The sequence below is a fragment of the Neobacillus vireti genome, from assembly GCF_036962345.1.
GTDB classification, from domain to species: Bacteria; Bacillota; Bacilli; order Bacillales; family Cytobacillaceae; genus Neobacillus; species Neobacillus vireti_A.
In genome coordinates, this window is sequence record NZ_JBALNB010000015.1 from 153,126 (window position 1) to 175,056 (window position 21,931).

General features: G+C 39.7%; 23 protein-coding genes. 17 read left to right on the forward strand and 6 right to left on the reverse strand.

Annotation, left to right across the window (positions count from 1 at the left end; genetic code table 11):
• Nucleotides 1–20 precede the first annotated feature (20 nt).
• Nucleotides 21–872 (reverse strand): LiaG family protein, encoded by an 852-nt coding sequence (gene liaG, locus V7108_RS18590; protein WP_335569053.1) that lies wholly within the window; start codon nucleotides 870–872, stop codon nucleotides 21–23.
• Between the two features lie 170 nt (nucleotides 873–1,042).
• Between liaG and V7108_RS18595 the strand changes: the two genes are divergently transcribed.
• From V7108_RS18595 to V7108_RS18645, 11 genes are all read left to right on the forward strand, one after another.
• Entirely contained in the window at nucleotides 1,043–1,375 is a 333-nt protein-coding gene (locus tag V7108_RS18595; RefSeq protein WP_335569127.1) for a rhodanese-like domain-containing protein, read from the forward strand.
• 18 nt (nucleotides 1,376–1,393) lie between these two features.
• Entirely contained in the window at nucleotides 1,394–2,365 is a 972-nt protein-coding gene (locus V7108_RS18600; RefSeq protein ID WP_335569054.1) for a bile acid:sodium symporter family protein, read from the forward strand.
• Nucleotides 2,366–2,529: 164 nt separating this feature from the next.
• Nucleotides 2,530–2,949: an SRPBCC family protein gene (locus tag V7108_RS18605; protein ID WP_335569055.1), complete on the forward strand. Its 420-nt coding sequence runs from the start codon at nucleotides 2,530–2,532 to the stop codon at nucleotides 2,947–2,949.
• Nucleotides 2,950–3,318, forward strand: a complete 369-nt coding sequence (locus V7108_RS18610) for an ArsR/SmtB family transcription factor (RefSeq protein WP_335569056.1) — start codon at nucleotides 2,950–2,952, stop codon at nucleotides 3,316–3,318.
• A gap of 802 nt (nucleotides 3,319–4,120) precedes the next feature.
• Complete coding sequence (htpG, locus tag V7108_RS18615; protein ID WP_335569057.1) at nucleotides 4,121–6,001, forward strand: molecular chaperone HtpG; 1,881 nt, start codon at nucleotides 4,121–4,123, stop codon at nucleotides 5,999–6,001.
• Between the two features lie 405 nt (nucleotides 6,002–6,406).
• Nucleotides 6,407–6,637 carry a hypothetical protein gene (locus V7108_RS18620; protein ID WP_335569058.1) on the forward strand — a complete coding sequence of 77 codons (231 nt, stop codon included), beginning with the start codon at nucleotides 6,407–6,409 and terminating at the stop codon, nucleotides 6,635–6,637.
• Nucleotide 6,638: 1 nt separating this feature from the next.
• A complete protein-coding gene (locus V7108_RS18625) occupies nucleotides 6,639–7,268 on the forward strand; it encodes a TorD/DmsD family molecular chaperone (protein ID WP_335569059.1) in 630 nt (209 codons plus the stop codon).
• A complete protein-coding gene (locus tag V7108_RS18630) occupies nucleotides 7,258–9,459 on the forward strand; it encodes a molybdopterin-dependent oxidoreductase (RefSeq protein WP_335569060.1) in 2,202 nt (733 codons plus the stop codon). The genes V7108_RS18625 and V7108_RS18630 overlap by 11 nt, the downstream gene beginning before the upstream one ends.
• 16 nt (nucleotides 9,460–9,475) lie before the next feature.
• A complete protein-coding gene (locus V7108_RS18635; protein ID WP_335517468.1) occupies nucleotides 9,476–10,039 on the forward strand; it encodes a 4Fe-4S dicluster domain-containing protein in 564 nt (187 codons plus the stop codon).
• Nucleotides 10,040–10,041: 2 nt separating this feature from the next.
• Complete coding sequence (locus tag V7108_RS18640; protein WP_335569061.1) at nucleotides 10,042–10,848, forward strand: dimethyl sulfoxide reductase anchor subunit family protein; 807 nt, start codon at nucleotides 10,042–10,044, stop codon at nucleotides 10,846–10,848.
• 27 nt (nucleotides 10,849–10,875) lie between these two features.
• The gene (locus tag V7108_RS18645) at nucleotides 10,876–11,967 is read left to right on the forward strand and encodes a 4Fe-4S binding protein (protein WP_335569062.1); all 1,092 of its coding nucleotides are present in this window, start codon (nucleotides 10,876–10,878) and stop codon (nucleotides 11,965–11,967) included.
• A gap of 43 nt (nucleotides 11,968–12,010) precedes the next feature.
• Here the strand turns inward: V7108_RS18645 and V7108_RS18650 are convergent, their stop codons facing one another.
• From V7108_RS18650 to V7108_RS18660, 3 genes are all read right to left on the reverse strand, one after another.
• Nucleotides 12,011–12,400 carry an SET domain-containing protein gene (locus V7108_RS18650; RefSeq protein WP_335517461.1) on the reverse strand — a complete coding sequence of 130 codons (390 nt, stop codon included), beginning with the start codon at nucleotides 12,398–12,400 and terminating at the stop codon, nucleotides 12,011–12,013.
• A gap of 147 nt (nucleotides 12,401–12,547) precedes the next feature.
• The gene (gene ade, locus V7108_RS18655; RefSeq protein WP_335569063.1) at nucleotides 12,548–14,278 is read right to left on the reverse strand and encodes an adenine deaminase; all 1,731 of its coding nucleotides are present in this window, start codon (nucleotides 14,276–14,278) and stop codon (nucleotides 12,548–12,550) included.
• A 23-nt stretch (nucleotides 14,279–14,301) separates the two neighbouring features.
• The gene (locus V7108_RS18660; RefSeq protein WP_335569064.1) at nucleotides 14,302–14,772 is read right to left on the reverse strand and encodes a nucleoside deaminase; all 471 of its coding nucleotides are present in this window, start codon (nucleotides 14,770–14,772) and stop codon (nucleotides 14,302–14,304) included.
• 374 nt (nucleotides 14,773–15,146) lie between these two features.
• On the opposite strand from V7108_RS18660, the gene uraD reads away from it, so the two are divergent.
• On the forward strand, nucleotides 15,147–15,644 hold the full coding sequence (uraD, locus tag V7108_RS18665; protein ID WP_335512280.1) for a 2-oxo-4-hydroxy-4-carboxy-5-ureidoimidazoline decarboxylase: 498 nt from the start codon (nucleotides 15,147–15,149) through the stop codon (nucleotides 15,642–15,644).
• Here uraD and V7108_RS18670 read toward each other — a convergent pair.
• Nucleotides 15,634–15,909, reverse strand: a complete 276-nt coding sequence (locus V7108_RS18670) for a hypothetical protein (protein ID WP_335569065.1) — start codon at nucleotides 15,907–15,909, stop codon at nucleotides 15,634–15,636. The two genes, uraD and V7108_RS18670, sit on opposite strands and share 11 nt — an antisense overlap.
• Before the next feature lie 27 nt (nucleotides 15,910–15,936).
• On the opposite strand from V7108_RS18670, the gene pucL reads away from it, so the two are divergent.
• The 5 genes from pucL to V7108_RS18695 are packed head-to-tail and all read left to right on the forward strand — an operon-like array spanning nucleotide 15,937 to nucleotide 21,106.
• Complete coding sequence (gene pucL, locus V7108_RS18675; RefSeq protein WP_335569066.1) at nucleotides 15,937–16,890, forward strand: factor-independent urate hydroxylase; 954 nt, start codon at nucleotides 15,937–15,939, stop codon at nucleotides 16,888–16,890.
• Nucleotides 16,887–17,246 carry a hydroxyisourate hydrolase gene (gene uraH / locus V7108_RS18680; RefSeq protein ID WP_335569067.1) on the forward strand — a complete coding sequence of 120 codons (360 nt, stop codon included), beginning with the start codon at nucleotides 16,887–16,889 and terminating at the stop codon, nucleotides 17,244–17,246. Before pucL ends, uraH begins: the two co-directional genes overlap by 4 nt.
• An 8-nt stretch (nucleotides 17,247–17,254) precedes the next feature.
• Nucleotides 17,255–18,649 carry an allantoinase AllB gene (allB, locus tag V7108_RS18685; protein ID WP_335569068.1) on the forward strand — a complete coding sequence of 465 codons (1,395 nt, stop codon included), beginning with the start codon at nucleotides 17,255–17,257 and terminating at the stop codon, nucleotides 18,647–18,649.
• Entirely contained in the window at nucleotides 18,630–19,856 is a 1,227-nt protein-coding gene (locus V7108_RS18690) for a M20 family metallo-hydrolase (RefSeq protein ID WP_335569069.1), read from the forward strand. The genes allB and V7108_RS18690 overlap by 20 nt, the downstream gene beginning before the upstream one ends.
• Before the next feature lie 11 nt (nucleotides 19,857–19,867).
• Nucleotides 19,868–21,106 (forward strand): ArgE/DapE family deacylase, encoded by a 1,239-nt coding sequence (locus V7108_RS18695; RefSeq protein WP_335569070.1) that lies wholly within the window; start codon nucleotides 19,868–19,870, stop codon nucleotides 21,104–21,106.
• Nucleotides 21,107–21,169: 63 nt separating this feature from the next.
• Here the strand turns inward: V7108_RS18695 and V7108_RS18700 are convergent, their stop codons facing one another.
• A complete protein-coding gene (locus V7108_RS18700) occupies nucleotides 21,170–21,805 on the reverse strand; it encodes an FMN-dependent NADH-azoreductase (protein WP_335569071.1) in 636 nt (211 codons plus the stop codon).
• Nucleotides 21,806–21,931 lie beyond the last annotated feature (126 nt).

Genomic DNA, 21,931 nt, shown 5'->3' on the forward strand with positions numbered 1-21,931 from the left:
TCCATGCGCTTTTTATAGAATTAGTTAATAGTAACAGTGCCGCTTGAAACGGAAATATCTATCTTATGCTTACCAGATCCATGGGTTCCTTTAAGGCTTTTCTTATCACTATTAGTAGTGGTTAAAGGAAATTCACTCGAAATATTTCCACTGCTTACGTTTCCATTTAAAGTAAAATCAGCGTTATCGGGCAAATCAAGGTTCACATTTCCAGAACTAAGATCAATATCAATTGAATCATTTAATTTATCCATTTGTACGGAGAACTTTCCAGATGAAACATCTGCATTAAGAGAGCCGGTATAGTGTTTAATATCTAAATTTCCAGAACTAAGATCGAAAGTACCTGTTTTTGTAGTTAAAGTGTCAATTTCAACATTGCCAGAAGAACCATCATGTGTAAATTCATCCACTTCTAACTGATCAAGATTTACATTCCCTGAACCAATATCCAAAGAAAGTTTATTTAATTTCATTGATTTGCCGGAGAAATCCAAGCTGCCTGAACCAATTTGAATGTTCATATTACGGTTAAAGTCTTTGGGAATATAGACTTTTAGCTGCCTTTTTCCTGAAAAAGAGAACCAATTAAACATTTCCTTTTTCGTTTCAACTAATAACCTGTTGCCTGTTTTTTTAACGGTTAATGAGCCTTTGCCAGTTAACACCGCTTCTACATCATTTCGGTCTTCAGGAATAATCGTAGTCCTAACGCTGCCCACATTAATCTCAATACTGTCTATGGTTTTTGACAGCTCAGCCCTGCCATCCTTACTTCCTCCAAAAGCAAAACCATTAAACTGGAATGACTGATAAAAAACAATATATAACCCTGTGATAATTAATAGGAGAACCACAATTCTCTTCATCATAAATCCCCTGCCTTTACTTCTTATAGCTTAATAATATGGGATTTCCTGAAAAATACGAATGAACTTGAGATTTATTTATTACTAAGACTTGAGACGTATTTAGACATTAATATCAATATAAACTTTTCAAATACCGAAAGATTAAAAATGTGATATTCTTTGTAATGGAGGTGTTACCATTGAAAAAAATTAGTCCAAAAGAACTTCATGAGAGAATGCAAGGTGAAGAGAAAGTGCTTCTTCTAGATGTTCGATCAGAAGAAAAATATAATGAATACCATATAGAAGATCAGAAGTGTCTAATTCTGAACATCCCGAAAACAGTGATTTTCATTCTGGAAGAAGGAGATGTGCTGGCACAAATATCGAAGGAACAACCAGTCGTTGTTACTTGCACCACTGGAAATTCCGCAACGAAATGTGCTGATATTCTGGACGGTCTCGGCTACCAAGTCGAAGTTTTAGAAGGTGGTCTTACGGCTTGGAAGGAATTTAGAAAATAAGTTTGGGGAGAAAGCAACATGCTGCAGAAGATAAATAAACAACTAGAAAAAATCATGCCCTTAATCACTCCCACAAGTGTCGTATTAGGAGTGTTACTCTCTGTATATATAACAGACTTTTCATATTTAATCCCTTGGATCTTTGCGTTTATGACATTTGCAGGAAGTTTAAACTCGAATTTCAAATCTTTATCAGATGTGGTCAAGCACCCGCTTCCCATACTTGTTGCGATGGTGCTATTACATATCCTGATGCCAATATGGGCCTGGGGTGTTGGTCATGTAACGTTTCAAGGGGATATTTTTACGATTACTGGCATTGTGCTGGGTATGGCGATTCCAACTGGGATAACTAGCTTTATTTGGGTTTCAATTTATAAAGGTAATATCCCGTTGACCCTTTCGATTATTCTTATTGATACCATCCTTTCTCCATTGATTGTTCCGTATTGTCTGTCATTCCTAATCGGTGAAAAAATTGAAATGGACTTTATGAGTATCATGCAAGGATTAGTTGGAATGATCGTGCTGCCTTCACTTCTAGGAATGTGGTTAAATCAGAGGTCAAAAGGGAACACGGTGAAAAAACTAAGCGCTGCATTGGCACCTTTTTCAAAAATCTGCCTAGGCGTTGTGGTCATGTTAAATGGTGCAGTAATCGCACCTTATTTAAAAAATATAAATTTAAAACTAATTAGTATTATTGTAGTGGTCTTTTTTATTGCCTTAACGGGGTATTTATTTTCATTTCTACTAGGTAAACTAATCAGAAGTGATCGGGATACAATTGTATCGTTGACCTTTTCTGGTGGAATGAGAAATATCAGCGCTGGTGCTGTTATTGCTGTCACCTATTTTTCCCCGGCCGTTGCTGTACCGGTAGTGGTTGGAATGCTTTTCCAGCAAATCCTCGCGTCCTTAACCGGAAATTTTTTAGCCCGTTATTATGACAAGAAGACCATTTATTTTGAGCAGAGTCATAGGATTTAAAATTTTGGCACTTCCTTCTGGAAGTGTCTTTTTGTATGGCAAACGGTTGTAACGGGAAAAGTAAATGAGAAAATTTCGTATTGACATGAAACCAAAAGGTTTTATATAATTCAAGAAGCGAAACCAAAAGGTTTTATATTTTATTGTGAAGGCAGGAGAAATCAATGGAAAATACATTACAAGATATTAAACAAACAGTTGTCATTAACGCGCCTATTCAAAAGGTTTGGGAGCAGGTATCTTCTGCAGAGGGCATTTCTGCCTGGTTTATGCCAAATGATTTCAAACCGGAAGTGGGAGCAGAGTTTCATTTACAATCCCCATTCGGTCCATCTCCGTGTAAAGTGACTGAGTTTAATCCTCCTCATTCACTTTCGTTCAAGTGGGATACAGAGGGCTGGTTTTTATCGTTTAGCTTAAAGGATTTGGGTGATAAGACTGAATTCACCGTTATTCATGGCGGCTGGCCTCAATCTGACGCAATGATTGGCAAGGCTAACCAAAAGGCCTCTGATATTAGAGAGCATATGTCTCAGGGCTGGGCTGGTATTGTTCAAAAACTTCGTACTCTTTTGGAGAGCTAAGTGTCATCCTCCGCACAAAAGCATGATGTATTTCAAGCGATTGCTGATCCCACTCGGAGAGAAGTACTAAAGTTACTTGCGGAAAAAGAGCTGCCGATATCAGAAATAACATCTCATTTTTCCATCAGCCGAACAGCTATTGCCAAGCATCTTCAAGTTCTTTCCGAAGCGGAACTGGTAAGCGGACGAAAGGTTGGGAGAGAAAAAATTTATCGGCTGCACCCAGAGCCGTTAACAGAGCTTAAGCAATGGCTATCCTTCTACGAAAAATTTTGGGAAAACAAGCTATCTATCCTTAAGCATATTGTGGAAAACCCTGAAGATCATAGGCTGCAGGTAATCAAATCAGAAGAAACCGACAAAAAGTAATGTCGGTTTTTTTGTGTGTAGATTTATAGTGACTGAATGAAGAAATATTAAGGTGTTTGGGTAACTTTGAGAGGTTCATAGTTACCAAGAGATGGAATCATAAGGAGATTGGGTAACTATGAGAGGGTTATAGTGACCGAGAGATGGAATCATAAGGGGTTTGGGTAACTATGAGAGGTTTATAGTGACCGAGAGATGGAATCATAAGGGGCTTGGGTAACTATGAGAAGGTTATAGTTACCGAGAGGTGGAATCATAAGGGGCTTGGGTAACTATGAGAGATTTAAAGAGTACCGAAGAGCATAGAGAAACAGCATTTGGGTAAACGCAGGAGGCCTAGAGTGACCGAGGAGAATTCAGAATATGCATTTGGGTCAATGCAGGGGGCCCTGAGTGACCGAAGAGCATTCAGAAAAAGCATTTGGGTAAATGCAGGAGGGCTAGAGTGACCGAAGAGCATTCAGAAAAAGCATTTGGGTAAATGCAGGAAGCTGGAGTGACCGAAGAGCATTCAGAAAAAACATTTGGGTCAATGCAGGAGGCCTGGAGTGACCGAAGAGCATGGGGGATCAGCAAATGGGTAAATGCAGGAAGCCGTTGGAAGAGAAAAGTTGTAGAAACTAAGCATATTCCAATCCAAAGTCAAAAAAAAGACAGGCGGCACATACAAAAGTGTGCCGCTATTTTATTGACATCGTCATAGAATTTATGATATTTAATTAGTGTCGATGTTAGCACTCTAAAGTCGAGAGTGCTAATCGTTAAAAAATAATTGAATCCAAATAAGTTAGGAGAGATTTCAATGGCAAAAAAGCAGTTTAAAGCTGAGTCAAAAAGGCTGTTAGAAATGATGATTAACTCTATTTATACCCATCGTGAGGTATTTTTAAGAGAGTTAATTTCAAATGCAAGTGATGCAATTGATAAAATCTATTACAAAGCATTAACAGATGATTCGTTAAGCTTCAATAAGGACAGCTACTTTATTAAAGTAATTGCAGATAAGGAAACGCGAACCTTAAAAATTATTGATACCGGTATTGGTATGACGAAGGAAGAGCTTGAGACAAACCTTGGTACGATTGCAAAAAGCGGATCTTTAGCTTTTAAAAAGGAAACAGAACTAAAGGATGGCTATGACATTATTGGTCAATTCGGAGTCGGCTTTTATGCTGCATTTATGGTGGCAGACGTAGTTACTGTAACAAGCAAGGCATTAGGCAGCGAGGAAGTCTACAAGTGGGAATCAAATGGAGCAGAGGGTTACACCATCGAACCAGCTGAAAAGGATTCGGTTGGAACTGAGATTGTCTTACAGATCAAAGAAAATACCGAAGATGAGAATTACGATGAGTTTTTAGAAGAGTATCGTTTAAAGTCAATTATCAAAAAATACTCAGACTTCATACGCTATCCAATTAAAATGGATGTAACTGGCAGAAGACCAAAAGAAGGCAGTGAAAACGAGTTCGAGGACTATGTGGAAGAACAAACACTTAACAGCATGGTTCCAATTTGGAGAAAGAACAAAAGCGAACTTACAGATGAAGATTACGAAAATTTCTATACAGAAAAACGTTACGGATTCGATAAGCCGCTTAAACATATTCACATCAGTGTTGATGGCTCAATCCGCTACAATGCGATTTTATATATCCCAGAAAAAACTCCATTTGACTTCTATTCAAAGGAATTTGAAAAGGGCTTAGAACTCTATTCAAATGGCGTTTTAATTATGGACAAGTGTGCAGACTTATTACCGGATCATTTCAGCTTTGTTAAAGGGATGGTAGACTCTGAGGACCTGTCTCTAAACATTTCAAGAGAAATGCTTCAGCATGACCGTCAATTGAAGCTAATCTCAAAAAACATTAACAAGAAGATAAAAAGCGAATTGCAAAGTCTGTTAAAAAATGAACGAGAGAAGTATGAAGAATTTTATAAATCATTTGGACGCCAGTTGAAATATGGGGTTTATAGTGAATTTGGTGCCAATAAAGAAGTATTACAGGATCTCATCATGTTCTACTCTTCAAAAGAGAAGAAGTTCGTAACATTGGATGAATATGTATCAAGAATGCCAGTAGATCAAAAATATATTTATTACGCTTCTGGTGAATCGATTGAACGAATCGATAAACTTCCGCAGGCTGAGTTTGTTTCTGAAAAAGGCTACGAGATTCTTTACTTCACAGAGGATATCGATGAATTTGCCATCAAAATGTTAATGAACTATAAAGAGAAAGAATTTAAATCTATCTCCAGTGGTGACTTAGGAATCGAAGGAGAAGAAAACAAGAGTGATTCCGAAACAGAAGAGAAGGAATACCAAGAAATCTTTGACTATATGAAAAGTATTTTAGAGGGTAAAGTCAAGGATGTTCGCGTTTCAAAACGCTTAAAGTCTCACCCTGTCTGCCTGGCTACCGAAGGTGACATCTCTATCGAAATGGAAAAAATTCTTGCTGCCATGCCGGATAATCAAAATATCAAAGCCGATAAGGTGCTTGAAATTAATAAAAATCATGAAGTATTCCAATCTTTAAAAGAAGCTTTTGAAAAGGATAAAGGAAAGCTAGATCTTTATACGAAGTTACTCTACAATCAAGCGCTCCTGATAGAGGGATTGCCAATCCAGGACCCTGTTGAATTTACAAATGATATCTGTAAAATAATGGTATAGACTAGGCTTTGGCTTTAACTATTGCTGGAAACTCAGAAAATTAAACTTTGCCGTTCTCATTTTTTGAATGAGGGCGGCTTTTTTCTTTTTGGAGGCGTCATTGATTGTGTGAATTTTTCAAGTGCGACAGCCTAAACATTTTTCTATATAAATTAAAAAACATAATTTTTTCATAATATCTTCACGCTTTTGCCATTATTTCGCCCTTATAATTAAGACTTTTAATATATACTCATTTCATAAGTAATTGTACTATATACATTATAAAATTATGGGAAATGTTGGTTTATACCTTAAAATTCATTATTCTACACCATTGGAGCTTAAAGTTTATTTAGATCAATTAGTTTGATCACTTTTTCACAAAGTATTTTTAAAACAAAATTTGAAGGGAGTTAAAGAGATATGAAAACTTTTCTTTGCCTATCAATAAATTTAATGATTGTCCTATCCCTGTTAGGCTGTGAACAGCAAGCAAAAGAGAGCATAAAAGAAAAAGTTCAAATGGTTCCAAATGAAGAATATGTGGGTAATCCAAATCCTTCCATAAAGAAAGAAATGAAATTAACGGATGAGGAAAAGATAGAATTTGAGAAGCTTCAGAAGGAAATCCAGTCTAAAAACGAGGTTGAATAATATGACCATCAAACAAGAAAGTGTAATGAAACATGAAGAACGATTATTATTCTACCAGATGTTTTGTCATTACTATCGAGGGGATTTACTTCAACTGACTCGAGAACAGTGGAAACAGTTAGTCCAGATTATAAAAGAACAACAAAATACTAGTTTAATAGACGAAGTGGCGCAAAGCTTAAAGATGTTAGAAGAACTAAAAGAGAACACCATTCAAACTCTTGAACATGATTACAATCGTTTATTTGTGGGTCCCAATAAGCTATTAGCGTCACCATTTGAATCGAGTTATCGGAACTATGAAGGAAACGTATTACAACAGGAAACGTTGAATGTACGGAACTTTTACCGTTATGTTGGACTTCAAGTGGCGAATGAAGGTCAGGTTCCAGATGATCACATTCAATTTGAATTAGAAATTATGCTGCACGTATTAAGTCAACCAACGACCGAAAATCTACAAATCTACAAAATGTTTTTAGATAAGCATCTCTTGCAATGGGGATTCAAACACTGTGAGCGAATCCTGCAAAATAGTCAAAATCCCATTACCTATGCGATGGCCGTTATATTAAAAGAATTTTTACAAATGGAAAAAAGGATGGAAGGTGGGAATAAACATGTTAACTGAAAATGTTTCTCGTCGAACTTTTCTAAAAGGTTCTGCAGCATTAAGTACCCTTTTAGGACTTGGGACCATCGGAGGTATAGCAGCGAATGGCCTTGTCCCAACAGCAGCTGCGAAGTCCAATAGCCAAAAACAACAATTTTTCAATGCCTGCCCCCGAAATTGTTATGACACATGTTCGATTGTCACAACGGTAGAAGACGGCAGAATTACGTTTGTTACTGGGAACGAAAAAAACCATTACACAAAAGGAAGACTTTGTGTAAAAGGAAATACGTATCCACGAATCGTCTATTCTCCTGACCGAATTAAATACCCTATGAGGCAGAAAGGGCGCGGAACGGGAAATTGGGAAAGAATTAGTTGGGATGAAGCTTACACAATCATTGCCAAGAAAATTCTTTCCATCAAAAAAGAGTACGGAAACACACTGCCAATTTGCTTAAATAAATATTCAGGAAACTTCAATATTTTAAACTATGCAACGGAAGGGATGCTTTCAAGTATTGGGTATACCACACGTGCTCAAGGAACACCATGTGATCCAGCCGGTTCGGATGCCCAAGCATTTGATATGGGGACAGCCTATAACAATGATCCTGAGCAATTTATGGACGCAGAGTATATCATTCTTTGGGGAGCGAATCCAGCGTGGACATCTGCCCACTCAATGTATTTTATTGAGCAGGCTAAAGAAAAAGGGACAAAGCTTGTTGTCATTGACCCATTGATTACACAAACCGCTTCGAAGGCGGATGAGTATATTCAAATTAAACCAAGTACAGATGGGGCCCTAGCCCTTGGAATGATTCGTTATATTATGGATCAACATTTATATGATGAAGAATGGGTAAACAACCATGCGATTGGGTTTCATGAATTTGTGTCATATGTAAAAAAGAATATTACCGTTGAATGGGCAGCTGAAAAAACAGGTGTACCACAATCCCTGATTGAAAGAATTGCCCGTGAATATGCAACTTCGAAACCTGCTAATATTTGGATTGGTTTCGGAATGCAGCGTCATACAAACGGCGGTTCTATGGTTCGCGCGATCGACGCACTTGCTGCTATAACAGGAAATATCGGTAAAAAAGGCGGCGGTGTCAATTATATCGGCGGGGAAACGTGGGGATTTAACTACCATACAATGAGCTTTGGAGCACCTGAAGGAACCGCAGGCGAAGCTGATCGTTATGTCAATATGAACAACTTTGGTGCACAAGTCCTTGAGACACAAGATCCTCCGATTAAGATGATGTGGATTGCCTGCCGTAATCCAATTGCTCAGGACCCTGAGCCAAATGTAGTCAAAAAGGCATTTGATCAAATGGATTTGATCGTTACAGCAGATCTATATATGAATCAAACAGTAGAATATTCGGATATTGTCTTACCTGTCACAACTCCGTTTGAGACGGTTGGAATCAATGTGAGTTACTGGCATTACTGGATGAATGTGAATGAGCAGGCGATCAAACCATTATATGAAACGAAAAGTGATTTAGAAATTGCCATGGGGCTTTCGAAGAAGTTGAATGAGTTAGAATCAGGTTCCTGTACATTCCCAGTTTCAGGAGATCTTGTTGAATGGGTTGAAAAAGAATTTAACGATGACATTAGGGAAATGTTCGGCGTTAAAAGCTGGGATGAATTACGAAAAAAGGGTGGAACAGTTAAGGCAAACGAAAAGGTAACCGTTGCCTGGGAAGACTTAAACTTCCGAACTCCATCTGGTAAATATGAATTTTACTCAGAAAAGGCCGTTGAATATGGTCACCATCCACTTCCGGTATTTGTAGAGGAATATAAAGCACCAAAAGAATATCCGATTCGCTGTATTTCACCACACTGGAAATTAGGCATTCATAGTCAATTTCAGCATATCGATTGGTTAGGCGCCATCCAAGAGCATCCATTTGTTGAAATGCACCCGGATTTGGCCAAGAAACATTCCATTCGTGAAAATGATATGGTCAACATCCTAAATGAAGCAGGGTATTTGACCCTTCCAGCCAAACTAACAAAGACCATTCCGACAGATACGGTTGTGATGTATGAGGGCTGGTGGAAAGATGTGAATTATACCGAAAACTTTAATGTAAAGGCATTGCCTTCGGATATGGGTAACTATAAAAAAGGCCAGCTTGGAATCGCCTTCCATGATAATTTTATCAAAATAGAAAAAGCGTAAAGAGGAGGGAGAAACAATGGCGAAAAAACTAGGGTTTTTAGTAAATATTGAACGTTGTATCGGGTGTCATGCTTGTGAAATTTCTTGTAAAAGCTTTTACCAGCTTGAACCATCTATGAGACGGAGAACAGTACGGGAGCTGCCGGAGGATCTTGTGGGTTCTCCCGTCCGTGCTTTTGTATCAACTGCTTGTAACCATTGTGATGAGCCTGCCTGTAAAAAGGCTTGTCCAGTTGGAGCTTATACGAAACGTGAAGAGGATGGAATCGTTGTTCATAATCAAGATCTTTGTATCGGATGTCAAATGTGCGGAAAGGCATGTCCATACGGTGTGCCGCAATACAATCCTGTTAAGAAAAAAATGGACAAATGCAGTATGTGTTATGATCGATTGGATGTAGGTGAATCGCCAATTTGTGTATCAAAGTGTCCGATGGAGGCTATTGAAATTGTGGATTACAATGAAGCGAAACTTTCTGGTGCGGTGAACGTGGTGCCGACATTTGCTGATCCTTCCATTACTCATCCAACTACTCATTTTATTTTGCCAAAACCGGGCAAACAGTTTAGGAGGGTATAATCATGCATGATCTTCCACTTGTGATCTTTACCATTTTGTCACAGCTTATATTAGGAGGATTTGTGACACTATGGTGGATAGATCGAAAAAAAGCTGGTATAACGCAAAAAACGGGATTACTGATATCGATTTCTTTGCTTATCCTTGGCGGTTTTTCACTAGTAGTTTCCATGCTCCACTTAGGTCAACCTTTTTTCGCGTATCGTGCAATCTTAAATATTGGAGTCTCATGGCTAAGTCGTGAGGTAGCATTTTATGGAGCATTTGTAGGGTTACTATTATTTTATACTTGGTTTTGGTACAAGGAAGATCGGGCAAAGCGCAGCATGCTTGGCTGGATCTCTTCAATTATTGGGGCTATCGCCATCTTTTCATCAGCCAAGATCTATATGATTGCAGCCATTCCTGCTTGGACTGGAGTCAGTACTCTTTTCGCTTTCTTTCTAACATCACTTTTATTAGGTCCTCTATTCGTGGCTGCTTTTTTAGCAATTAGAGGAGAACTAAACGTTAATATTACAGGGTTTTTAATTTTGTCGCTAGTTGTTTCAGCTGTGGTGATGGTTGGTTATTTTTCATCACTGCTTGCTGGTCTGCCAGAGGCAGTTGAAACTGCTAGATTAACGTTCAAACATGTATTCTTTTGGATAAGGATTACGATGTTCATGGCAGCTTCTGCGTTATTATTCCTATCCTATAAAAATAGCAAATGGAGAAATGTAAAAATCTATTCTCTAGCATTTGCAGTTTTACTCGTTAGTGAATTTTTAGGCAGGGTTTTATTTTATGAAACAGCTATTCATTTGTAGGTAACTGTTTGCGAGGGGGGGAGCAGAATGGATTTGTTAAAATGGGTAAAGGTAATGGATCAAAAAATGACGTCATTGAGGGTCGAGCCAAATTTATGTGCGCATTTGATATCCCCGAAAAGCACTTGTCAAAGCTGTGTTGACCATTGCCCAACAAAAAGCATTTCTTTTTCGAAAAAACAGATTGAAATAGATGATCATTGCTTGGAATGCGGGCTTTGTTCAACCGTTTGCCCAACGAATGCACTGCTATTTAATCGCCCCCCTCTCAATCAAGTCATTTCAGAACTTGTTCATCTATGTGAACAAAATGAAATAGTGTACTTGCATTGTGAAAAAATGACCGTATCAGATAGGGATGTGACAACTTTAACGGTGCCGTGTTTAGGAATGATTCCAAGAGAAGCATGGGTTACTGTATTGAATAAGTGTCAAAATCTTACTATCTATCATTCTGATACAAGTTGTACTTCCTGTGAAATAACAACAGGTGAAAGAGTTTGGAAAAAAGAGCTTCATGCTGGAGAGAAGATGGCAGGTTCTTCTATAGAAATTACTTCCGATATCACTTATTCTGCGAAGCACAAATCGTTTGATCAAGATCGACGGGCCTTCCTATCCGGCTTTTTTAATGAAATCAAAGCCACGAATAAGTTAGCTATTAAAGAACTATTAGGAAGTTCTGAAGTTTCATCCTACCAAGAAAGAAGGCAGGAGAATACACATTCAAAAGTTAAAAGAGAGTTGGCGGGTGTGTCTCATCATTTATATGAGAAGATGACCGGTGAATCTGCTCTTCCTTATATGAATAAACGATTTTTTCTTTTGACTCAATTAGAGGAAAATGAAACCTTGCAAAAACAAAAGGATATCAGGCTGCCAACTATTACGGATGATTGTAATTTTTGCGGTGCTTGTACGATTTTGTGTCCAACTGCAGCGTTGAAAATGGATACGGACAATAACCGGAAATCGATCACACTCGATCCTGCCAAATGTGTAGACTGTTCATTATGCGAAGATATCTGTTTTACGAAAAGTATCCAATTACAGCACATGCAAAACAGAACCCTTCTCAAAAAGGAGCAGCGACTTCTCGTAAAGGGCAGCAATCAGTAAACCCTATCATAGTGCAAAAAAATAACAGCCCAATTCGGGGCTGTTATTTTTCTTGCTTTTCTTTATCAAACCAAAGCAGTTCTTGATCTTCTTCATCACCATTATAGTTAATCAGTAGCTCTTCGCCTGCTTTAATATCTTTGTAAGCAAAAAAATCAAACGTATGGTTTGGAAAATTAATCTCATAGGTGGCATTTGGCTGATACGAGTGGTTAAATAGCATCCCGTATCCCAAGAGAATGCATGTATGGTTAATACCATATTCAAATGCATAGTCGGCAAGCAATGTTTTTTCAATGTGTTCATGCTCTGCATTTGGATATGCGATAACAGGTGCTTCATGGATCAGTTCGCCTTTTTTTATATCACGTGTCGCAAATACGCCTCTATTGAACTCTCCGTCACTAAGCTGTGAAGATTTTATTTCTATCATGTTGGTCACCTACATTTACTTTCTTTGAAATCAATTTTCAGGGCTCATTTCTTAAGCTTTGTTACCTTTTTTAGTTTGACAGGTAATGGCATTGAAAGCAACCATTTTAGGTTTCTCGCATGATAGTTTGTCTAAAAACCACAAAATTTAAACGCAGCTTATGTCAATATGTTCGAACTTTGATACCTTAAACAAACCTTTGTCGGTTAGTTTTAATTCTGGAATGACTGGCAGAGCTAAGAAGGAAAGAGTTAAAAAGGGATTGAATTGATCGTTTGCCCCCAGCTGTTCAAGGGCGATGTGAAGGTTATTGAGCTTAGCATAAACCTCCTGAAATGAGCTGTCAGACATTAATCCTGCAATGGGCAAATTTAATGATGCCAGAATTTGGCCATTTTTAATGACAACAAGCCCGCCCTGCATTTCTTTAATGGTATTTGCAGCTAAAACCATATCTTCATCATTCGTCCCGGCCACTATGAGATTATGCGAGTCATGGGCAATTGTCGTCGCGATGGCACCATATTTTAAACCTAAGCCTTTGACAATGCCTAAACCTATTTGCTTGGTCAAATGGTGCCGCTCGATTACGGCAAGCTTTAACTGATCAGCACTGATTGAGGGTTGGAAGAATCCTTGACTGCAAATATCCACCTCTTCCACGATATGATGAGTGATAAGACTATTCGGGATAACTTCGATGATATTGCTTTTTTTTGAGGGTAAGGAAATGGTGAAATGGCTTGCCTGAATTTCATCAAAATGAACTGATTTTTCCAATCCATGTTTATGCTTGTTACTACAATCAACGATTAATTTGCCATCTTGTACGACTGCAACCCCGTCCTTATATACATGTGATATCCTGACACTATCTAGGTCATCGACGAAGGAAAAATCAGCTTTGTAGCCTGCAGCAATCGCACCCTTATCTTCAAGCCCAAAACATTCTGCTGCATTGATGGTAGCCATTTGAATTGCAGTTATCGGGGATATTCCGCCCTGGATTGCCAGCCGGACATTGTGATCAATACTGCCCTCAAGCACAAGGTCATCTAAATGCTTATCATCTGTAACAAAAAGGCACCTTCGCGCATTGTGATGATTTATGATGGGAATTAACTTCATTAAATCTTTTGCAACAGTGCCTTCGCGAATCATTAGATACATTCCGCTCCTAAGGCGTTCTTTGGCTTCTTCAGCCGCGGTGCTTTCATGATCTGTGCGGATGCCGGCAGCCATGTAGACATTTAAATCATTACCTCTAAGCCCCGCCGCATGTCCATCTACTTTTTTACCGAATCGTTTGGCGTCAGATAATTTATTCAGCATATCATCCTGAGCCTGAAGAACTGCAGGGAAATTCATAACTTCAGCTAACCCTAAGACGCGTGGATGGTGGTAGAAGGGAAATAAATCAATTGCGCTCAAAGAAGCACCAGAGTTTTCAAAGCTTGTAGCTGGAACACAAGAAGGAAGCATAATATAAATATCAAAGGGAAGGTTTTCGGAAGAATCAAGCATGTATTGAATGCCGGCAGTACCTAAGACATTGGCAATTTCGTGGGGATCGGCAATCACGGTCGTTACACCATGGGGCAGAAGAACTTTTGCAAATTCACTAGGTGTGACCAAGGACGATTCAATATGCACATGACCATCAATAAAGGCAGGAACAACATAACTTCCCTTTGCATCCACAATATATTTTCCATCATATTTCCCGACACCCGCGAAATAACCGTCCACTATGGCGATATCACCTTCAATGATTTCTCCGTTAAAAACGTCAACAATTTTTCCGTTTTTAACGACGGTATCGGCAGGTACTTTTCCTGAGGCTACTAAAATTCTGCGGGTTAATTGATTTCTCTCCATTCTAAACACCCTCTATTGTCAGATTAGTAATCTACTTTATTCCTCGAACTTTCCCATGTTTGAAAAGGAAGATTGGCATCATCTGTGGAAATCTGTTTCATTGGTATTTTTCTAGATTGCATTGGAAGTTCAAGCTGCTCATAGATGAAATGGTCATCAAACCCTATTTTTGCTGCGTCCTGTTTAGTGCAGGCATAATAAACAGCTTTTGGTCTTGCCCAGTAAATCGCACCAATACACATGGGACAAGGTTCACAGCTCGTATAGATTTCACAATCAGTTAGTTGAAAGTTGTTTAAATAACGACAGGCTGCACGAATGGCCTGGACCTCAGCATGTGCTGTAGGGTCGTTCGAGGCGGTCACTTCATTACGTCCTACTCCAATAATTTTTCCGTCCTTTACTACAATGGCTCCAAATGGCCCCCCGTGGCTGCTAAGAACATTATTGAGCGCTTCCTCAATTGCCTTTTTCATAAAATGAATTTCGGACATATAACCTCTCCATTCTGTGTTAGTTTTTAAGGCATGTAATCCTATGAATTAATTTGTGGCTGGGTATATAAGTTATTCTCATTATTCTCTATCATCGATAGAAATGCTTCAATGATGGCAGGTTTGTTTACATGATTTTTTTATCAGCGGTTATAAAATAACTTGTTAGATTATATGACACTAATGTAGATACTATTTCGGCAATTCGATATTATGGTCAAAATTGGCAGGACAAGTTAGCTGTACCACCGACAGTTGACAAATAGACGAGCCATTTATAAAGATTCATAAAATTAGAGATAGAACAGGTGGGTATTTTTAGGAGGTCTAGAATATATATAGTTTTAATAAAAAGTAATAGGGGAGACGGGGCTGTGTTTTCAATAGACGATATCAATCTAATGAACAAAGAGGAATTTGTTCGAAAAGTTGGCTGGGTGTTTGAACATTCTCCTTGGGTGGCTGCGGAGGCCTGGGGACATCAGCCGTTTCTATCGCGTGAAAACCTCTTGCAAAGAATGATTTCTATTGTTCAAAGTGCGGACGAATCCAGGCAGATGGCATTGCTCCGTGCACACCCAGATTTAGGAACAAGATTGCAAATTTCGGAGGTCTCCCAGAAAGAACAGGCTGGTGTGGGGCTTGATAAGCTTACAAAGGAGGAATATACAGAGTTTCATTTGCTTAATAAATCATATGTAGCCAAATTCAATTTTCCTTTTATTATGGCGGTAAAGGGGCAAAGCAAGGAAAATATTTTATCCGCCATGAAACAAAGGGTTCTTCATTCTTACGAGGAAGAATATAGCATAGCCTTACAAGAGGTGTATAAAATTGCTGGCTTTCGATTGAGTGATATTTTCATAGGATGAAAGGGTCATGGTGACCGAAGTTTAAAAAATAGAGGTAAGATTGTGCCCATAATCTCGCAGAACCGAATTTACGGGCACAATTACGGTTGAATTGTGCCCATAATCTCGCAGAACCGAATTTACGGGCACAATTACGGTTGAATTGTGCCCGTAATCCCGCAGAACCGAATTTACGGGCACAATTACGGTTGAATTGTGCCCGTAATCCCCGTTTAACATATTTACAGGCACAATCTTTATTGCCGACCATGATGCGTTCTGACAATCAACATCAAAAGGAGGCTGACTTAATATGAAAAGAACAATGAGCTATGGGAAAGCAGATGTGTGGGTCTATCGAACATACGCAAAGCCGTTAACCGGGGTTCGTTCCATTCCCGAATCCACCTTTTCAGGAAGAAAAAACATTCTCTTTGGGATGAATGTAAAAATCGCCGTAGAAGGGGAAGCATTTTTATCCTCCTTTACAGATGGTGATAACACGTTGGTTGTTGCAACCGATTCGATGAAAAACTTTATCCTTAAGCATGCAGGTGATTATCAGGGAGCCACCCAGGAAGGATTTCTTGAGTTTGTCGCCCGCCGTTTTCTTGAGACATATTCACATATGACGGGAGTTAGTATTTCAGCTGAACAGATTTCTTTTGAAGAGCTTCCTGTCCCAGCAAATAACAGCTTCGAACCAAGTCCGCTTGTATTTCGCTACTCAGTAAATGAACAGGCAGCTGCTTCAATTGAAGTGAAACGGGAAAAGGATAAAATCCAGACGACGAATCATGTAAGCAGTTTGAAAGGTCTTAAGCTTATTAAAGTTAAGGGCAGCTCATTCTATGGCTATGTGAAGGATGAATATACCACATTGCCGGAATCCTTTGACCGCCCGCTGTTTATTTTTCTAAATATTGATTGGAAATATAACGATATCGAAGATGCAAGAGGAGATAAACCTGATAGGTATGTGGCAGCAGAACAGGTTCGAGATATTGCCTATACCGTCTTTCATGAGGAGAACTCTCCATCCATCCAAAATCTTATTTACCGAATTGGCAGTAGAATCCTAGAGCGTTTTCCACAATTACTAGAGGTCACCTTTGAATCCAATAACCGAACTTGGGAAACGGTGCTGGACGAAATTTCTGCCCCGCAGGAGGGGAAAGTGTTTACTGAACCTCGTCCACCATTTGGCTTCCAATGTTTTTCCATGACACATGCTGACCTCGAAAGTGAAGGAGAGTCAAGCAAATGACCGGAAAGCTGACAACACATGTCCTTGATATCAGCATCGGGAAACCCGCTGTCGGTGTGTTAGTCGAGTTAGTACGGGTCGGTCCAGACAAAAAAATAAAAACCATCCAAACTGATTATACCAATGAAGATGGCAGATTAAATCACCCTCTTTTAGAGGGAGATACTATGAAAAAGGGGATCTATGAACTTCATTTTTATGTCGGAGACTATTACCGAAGTCGCGGAACATTCACTGAAGACCCCTCATTTTTGGATTGTGTTCCCGTTCGATTTGGTATTTCTGAACCGGGTTCCCACTATCACGTACCGCTTTTGATCTCACCGGGAGGGTACAGTACCTACCGAGGGAGTTAGGAGGGAAAATGAGTACAGAACTTTGGGTGAAAAACGGATATGTTTTTACAGAAGAAGGGTTTCGGTATGCAAGTATAAGAATTATAGATGGCAAGATTGATGCTCTATACGAGTGCGAACCTGAGCCAATAAAAGAAAACAAAAATTCCATAGATGCAAGTGGCTGCCTAGTCGTTCCTGGATTTATCGATGCACATGTTCATTTTAACGATCCAGGCCGTACCGAGTGGGAAGGCATTGAAACGGGAAGCCGTGCAGCAGCCATCGGCGGCACTACAACGATCTTTGATATGCCCCTAAATTGTTCTCCTTCCATAACAAACTTGAAAAATTTACAAAGTAAAACAGCGTACTTAACCTCTAAATCACATGTTGATTATGCTCTATGGGGCGGAATGACTGATGATTCCGTGAAAAATAAAGCGGAACTAGACCAGATGTGTGAGGGCATTATCGCATGGAAGGCATTTATGTCTGAGAGCGGTATCGATGATTTTCCCTTTGTATCACCTGGCCAATTGGAGCAGGCAATGAAAATCGCAGCACAACAAAGGAAGATCCTTGCCTTGCATGCAGAATGGGAGGAAGAGATTCAACCCCTTACCACTTTTTATAAAAGACAAAATAGCACCAATGAGCGTAAGGCATTTCTTGCAAGCAGGCCGATTTCTGCGGAAGAAAAGGCGGTTAGTTATGCATTAGAGAAGGCTGCGAAATATGGTACATCACTCCACTTCGTTCATATCAGTTCTGCGAGGGTTGTTAAACTCATTCAACAGGCAAAACAAAGTGGAATGGATGTGACAGTCGAAACATGCCCACATTACTTACTTTTTGATGAAGAAGATTTCCTTCAAACCGGAGCCATCCTGAAATGTGCCCCGCCGCTCAGGTCAAGAGAAGTAGTAGAGGGACTATGGGAATGTATTGCAAATGGCTGGATTGATACGGTTGGATCTGATCATTCCCCCTGTCCTTATTACATGAAAAACACGAACTCAATTTGGGAAGCATGGGGTGGAATCCAAGGAGTACAATTTACATGGCTTGCCTTACTCGATGAGGCGATGAAAAGGAGTGTTCCATTTAAAGATATCCTTCCTCTTGGCACTGCTAATGTTGCAGATCGGTTTGGAATATCGGGACAAAAGGGAAGGATTCAAACAGGCTTGGACGCGGATTTAGCCCTGATTTCATTAGATGAGACCACGACTGCAAATCAACAATGTATTGCATTTCGAAATCAATATTCCCCCTATGAAAATAGAAAATTTCTGTTGAAAATAAAAAAAACGCTGCTGCGAGGCAATGTAATTTACGACGATCAAACCGGAGCAGCCACAAAAAAGTATGGTCAATATATACAGCTAAGGGAGGAAGCAGATGGCTCAGTTCCCCACTAATCTAAATGAGGCAATAGAATGGCTGGCCTCATTTGGAGGTGAGCCGGATGGAGGTGTAACTCGGACACTTTATTCCCAGTCTTGGAAAGACGCCCAGCAAAACTTAAAGGGCTGGATGGAGGAAGCAGGGCTGCTCACAAATTATGATTGTGTTGGAAACTTATTTGGGAAATTGCCTTCATCGAACCCGAATGACCAAACGATCTTGATTGGCTCACATGTCGACACTGTTAAATCTGGCGGTAAATATGATGGGGCTTATGGAATCATTGCTGGAATTCTAGCATTAATTCAGTTGAAAAATCAGTTCGGGCAGCCAAGTATCAATCTTGAAGTGGTTTCTTTTTGTGAAGAGGAAGGCAGCCGCTTTCCAATCGCTCTCTGGGGTTCAGGGATGATGACGGGGGTTTATTCATATAAAGATATTCGTGATATCAGGGATTCAGAGGGCATCAGCTTCGAGACGGCGATGATGGCAGCAGGATTTGGACGTTCTGAATACAGGGTCCGGGATGATATCCAAACTTTTATTGAACTACATATCGAACAAGGACCCACCCTTGAAAAAGTTAATAAATCAATAGGTATTGTCAAGGCAATTGTCGGTCAAAAGCGGTTTCGAATCACAGTGAACGGCGAATCGAACCATGTTGGTACAACTTCAATGAAATGGAGAAGAGACGCTCTCCACGGAGCAATCAACATGATTCATGACTTATATGAAGGTGTAAAGGAATACGATGAAGATCTTGTAACAAGTGTGGGACAGTTATTTGTGGAGCCTAATGTACCAAACGTTATTCCTAATCATGTGCAGTTTACTGTCGATGCCAGACATCCAAACGAATCGGTCTTGAGCTCTTTTTGCCAGCAATTAACCAGTAGGTTTGAAACCCATGCCAAAAAACATGATCTAGATATAAAGATTGAGATGTGGCATGAGGTTCATCCGGCCCAGATGGATCGTAAACTAAATGAAATGATAGACAGCATTTGTACTGGCAGCAGTATTGCCTCCCATTGGATGAATAGTGGTGCCGGCCATGATGCACAGCTATTTGCTCGCATTTGTCCTACAACTATTCTTTTCGTTCCCAGTAAGGGGGGGATTAGCCATTCACCACTGGAGTTTACCTCAACCAAGGATTTAGAAACAGGTTTAGATGTACTCATTAAATTTTTACATCAATTAGCGTACAACCGCTGAGGAGTGATTTTATGACTGATGATAAAGCAAAGCTGGTGCAGTGGATAGAGGACCATGAGGAGGACCTAATCGCTTTTTTAAAAAAATTAGTCCAGACGCCATCCGATAATCCAGCTGGAGATTGTTTGCCGATAGCCAAAGTTCTAGAAGTACAGCTTTCCGAGCTTGGGTTTAAAGATGTAGCTTTACTAGAAGTAGACGAGGCGAGTGTAAAAGCCAACGGGATGATTAGTATGGCCAATGTCCTTGCTCCTACAGTCTTTGGTGAAGGGAGCAATGTTGTATTAAATGCACATGGAGATGTCGTTCCTCCTGGGTTAGGGTGGAGTGTCGACCCGTATGGAGGAGAAATTGTGGATGGGAAAATGTACGGGCGTGGGGTAGCAGTGTCAAAGTCTGATATTGCAGCTTACACCTATGCCGTACTTGCATTAAAACAGGTCAAAGAAAAACTGTCTGGAAGAGTAGACCTTGCGTTTACATTCGATGAAGAAACAGGAGGAGAAATTGGTCCGAAGTGGCTTATCGACCACGGTCATATCAAACCTGACCAAGCCATTGTCGCGGGATTCAGCTATTCAGCTGTGAATGCCCATAACGGCTGTTTACATTTTGAGGTTAAAACGATCGGTAAATCAGCACATGCAGCCCTGCCGCATACAGGAATGGATGCGATTGAGGCAACTACTAAAATTACAACAGCTTTATATGATTATCGTAAGATCTTGGCGGAAAAAAAATCATCGATTCCAGGAATAGATTTTCCAACCTTGAATGTAGGGCTGATTTCAGGAGGAATCAATACCAATGTCGTTCCAGATGAATGCACCATTCGAGTGGACAGACGATTAATACCAGAAGAGGATTTTGTTGAAGCAGAATCTGAGTTTCGGGAACTCGTCAATCAAGCTGTTTCGGATTTTCACGGGATTAATGTAGAAATAAGAAAAATCCTCCATGCCAAGAGCTTTGGCCCCGTTCCAGAGAATACACCATTGATTCGAGCGTTGGCTGCCAATTGGAAAGAAATATTACAGGAGGACGAAGAGTTACCAGTCCACGGAGTACCGTTATACACCGATGCCCGCCATTTCTTTGCGGCAGGAATTCCTACCATTATGTTTGGTGTCGGTCCGAAAGCGTTAGAAGAGGCAAATGGACATCGGGCAGATGAAAATATTCGTCTTTCCGATTTACAGGCTGCCACAAAGATCATTGCTTGTACACTTTATGATTTGTTGCGTACGTAAAAAATTACACGTAAACTTTATCATCAATAAAATAAGCCAACGATTACGTTGGCTCTTTGTGTATTAAAAGGTATGTGCTAAATCTTTCGCCCGAGCAATCGCGTTTTCCTTAATTTCTTGGGCTTTGTCAGGCATTGCATTGTGACCTTCTACAAATAATCCTTCAAATGATGGGACTCCATAAAATTGCATGATAATCTCAAGGTAGCGGTGACCCATTTCCATTGCTGCAGCAGGCCCATCGGAATAAATGCCGCCACGCGCTTGGATATGAAGGGCCTTCTTGTCTGTTAATAGACCAATTGGTCCCTTTTCCGTGTATTTGAAGGTTTTTCCTGCAACCGATACGGCATCTATATAGGCTTTCATGACAGGTGGAAAGGAAAAATTCCATAATGGTGTTACAAAAATATATTTATCTGCAGTAATAAATTGCTCACAAAGCTCGGATAGCCTGCCAACCTTTGCTTTTTCTTCGTTGGAAAGTTGTTCGAAGTCTGAACCTGTTCGGAGTTTCCCCCAGCCGCTAAAGACATCGACATCAAGTTGAGGGATATCTTCTTTATAAAGATCCATATTAATAATCTCATGATCAGGATTTACTTCTTTGTAAGAATCAATAAATGCTTTCCCAACTGCCATACTATACGACTGTGTATCGTCATGAGGATGACCTGTTATGTATAATACTTTTGTCATTTTCGTATCAATCCTTTCTGTATCTAGCATGCATTCTAGTTTGTGTAATGAAGGTAAATCTTATGCAGATACAAAAACAGATACAGACCAAAAATAAAAGGAATTTGCGCTTTGCAAACTCCCTTT

What these genes read in the sequence shown, in the direction of transcription:
- ade (WP_335569063.1), bottom strand. Translation starts at nt 14,278, where the DNA reads ATGGAGAGAAATCAATTAACCCGCAGAATTTTAGTAGCCTCAGGAAAA.
- V7108_RS18690 (WP_335569069.1), top strand. Translation starts at nt 18,630, where the DNA reads ATGGCTCAGTTCCCCACTAATCTAAATGAGGCAATAGAATGGCTGGCC.
- uraH (WP_335569067.1), top strand. Translation starts at nt 16,887, where the DNA reads ATGACCGGAAAGCTGACAACACATGTCCTTGATATCAGCATCGGGAAA.
- V7108_RS18695 (WP_335569070.1), top strand. Translation starts at nt 19,868, where the DNA reads ATGACTGATGATAAAGCAAAGCTGGTGCAGTGGATAGAGGACCATGAG.
- V7108_RS18625 (WP_335569059.1), top strand. Translation starts at nt 6,639, where the DNA reads ATGACCATCAAACAAGAAAGTGTAATGAAACATGAAGAACGATTATTA.
- V7108_RS18700 (WP_335569071.1), bottom strand. Translation starts at nt 21,805, where the DNA reads ATGACAAAAGTATTATACATAACAGGTCATCCTCATGACGATACACAG.
- liaG (WP_335569053.1), bottom strand. Translation starts at nt 872, where the DNA reads ATGATGAAGAGAATTGTGGTTCTCCTATTAATTATCACAGGGTTATAT.
- V7108_RS18640 (WP_335569061.1), top strand. Translation starts at nt 10,042, where the DNA reads ATGCATGATCTTCCACTTGTGATCTTTACCATTTTGTCACAGCTTATA.
- V7108_RS18660 (WP_335569064.1), bottom strand. Translation starts at nt 14,772, where the DNA reads ATGTCCGAAATTCATTTTATGAAAAAGGCAATTGAGGAAGCGCTCAAT.
- V7108_RS18650 (WP_335517461.1), bottom strand. Translation starts at nt 12,400, where the DNA reads ATGATAGAAATAAAATCTTCACAGCTTAGTGACGGAGAGTTCAATAGA.
- V7108_RS18645 (WP_335569062.1), top strand. Translation starts at nt 10,876, where the DNA reads ATGGATTTGTTAAAATGGGTAAAGGTAATGGATCAAAAAATGACGTCA.
- V7108_RS18600 (WP_335569054.1), top strand. Translation starts at nt 1,394, where the DNA reads ATGCTGCAGAAGATAAATAAACAACTAGAAAAAATCATGCCCTTAATC.
- V7108_RS18620 (WP_335569058.1), top strand. Translation starts at nt 6,407, where the DNA reads ATGAAAACTTTTCTTTGCCTATCAATAAATTTAATGATTGTCCTATCC.
- allB (WP_335569068.1), top strand. Translation starts at nt 17,255, where the DNA reads ATGAGTACAGAACTTTGGGTGAAAAACGGATATGTTTTTACAGAAGAA.
- V7108_RS18630 (WP_335569060.1), top strand. Translation starts at nt 7,258, where the DNA reads ATGTTAACTGAAAATGTTTCTCGTCGAACTTTTCTAAAAGGTTCTGCA.
- htpG (WP_335569057.1), top strand. Translation starts at nt 4,121, where the DNA reads ATGGCAAAAAAGCAGTTTAAAGCTGAGTCAAAAAGGCTGTTAGAAATG.
- V7108_RS18635 (WP_335517468.1), top strand. Translation starts at nt 9,476, where the DNA reads ATGGCGAAAAAACTAGGGTTTTTAGTAAATATTGAACGTTGTATCGGG.
- pucL (WP_335569066.1), top strand. Translation starts at nt 15,937, where the DNA reads ATGAAAAGAACAATGAGCTATGGGAAAGCAGATGTGTGGGTCTATCGA.
- V7108_RS18605 (WP_335569055.1), top strand. Translation starts at nt 2,530, where the DNA reads ATGGAAAATACATTACAAGATATTAAACAAACAGTTGTCATTAACGCG.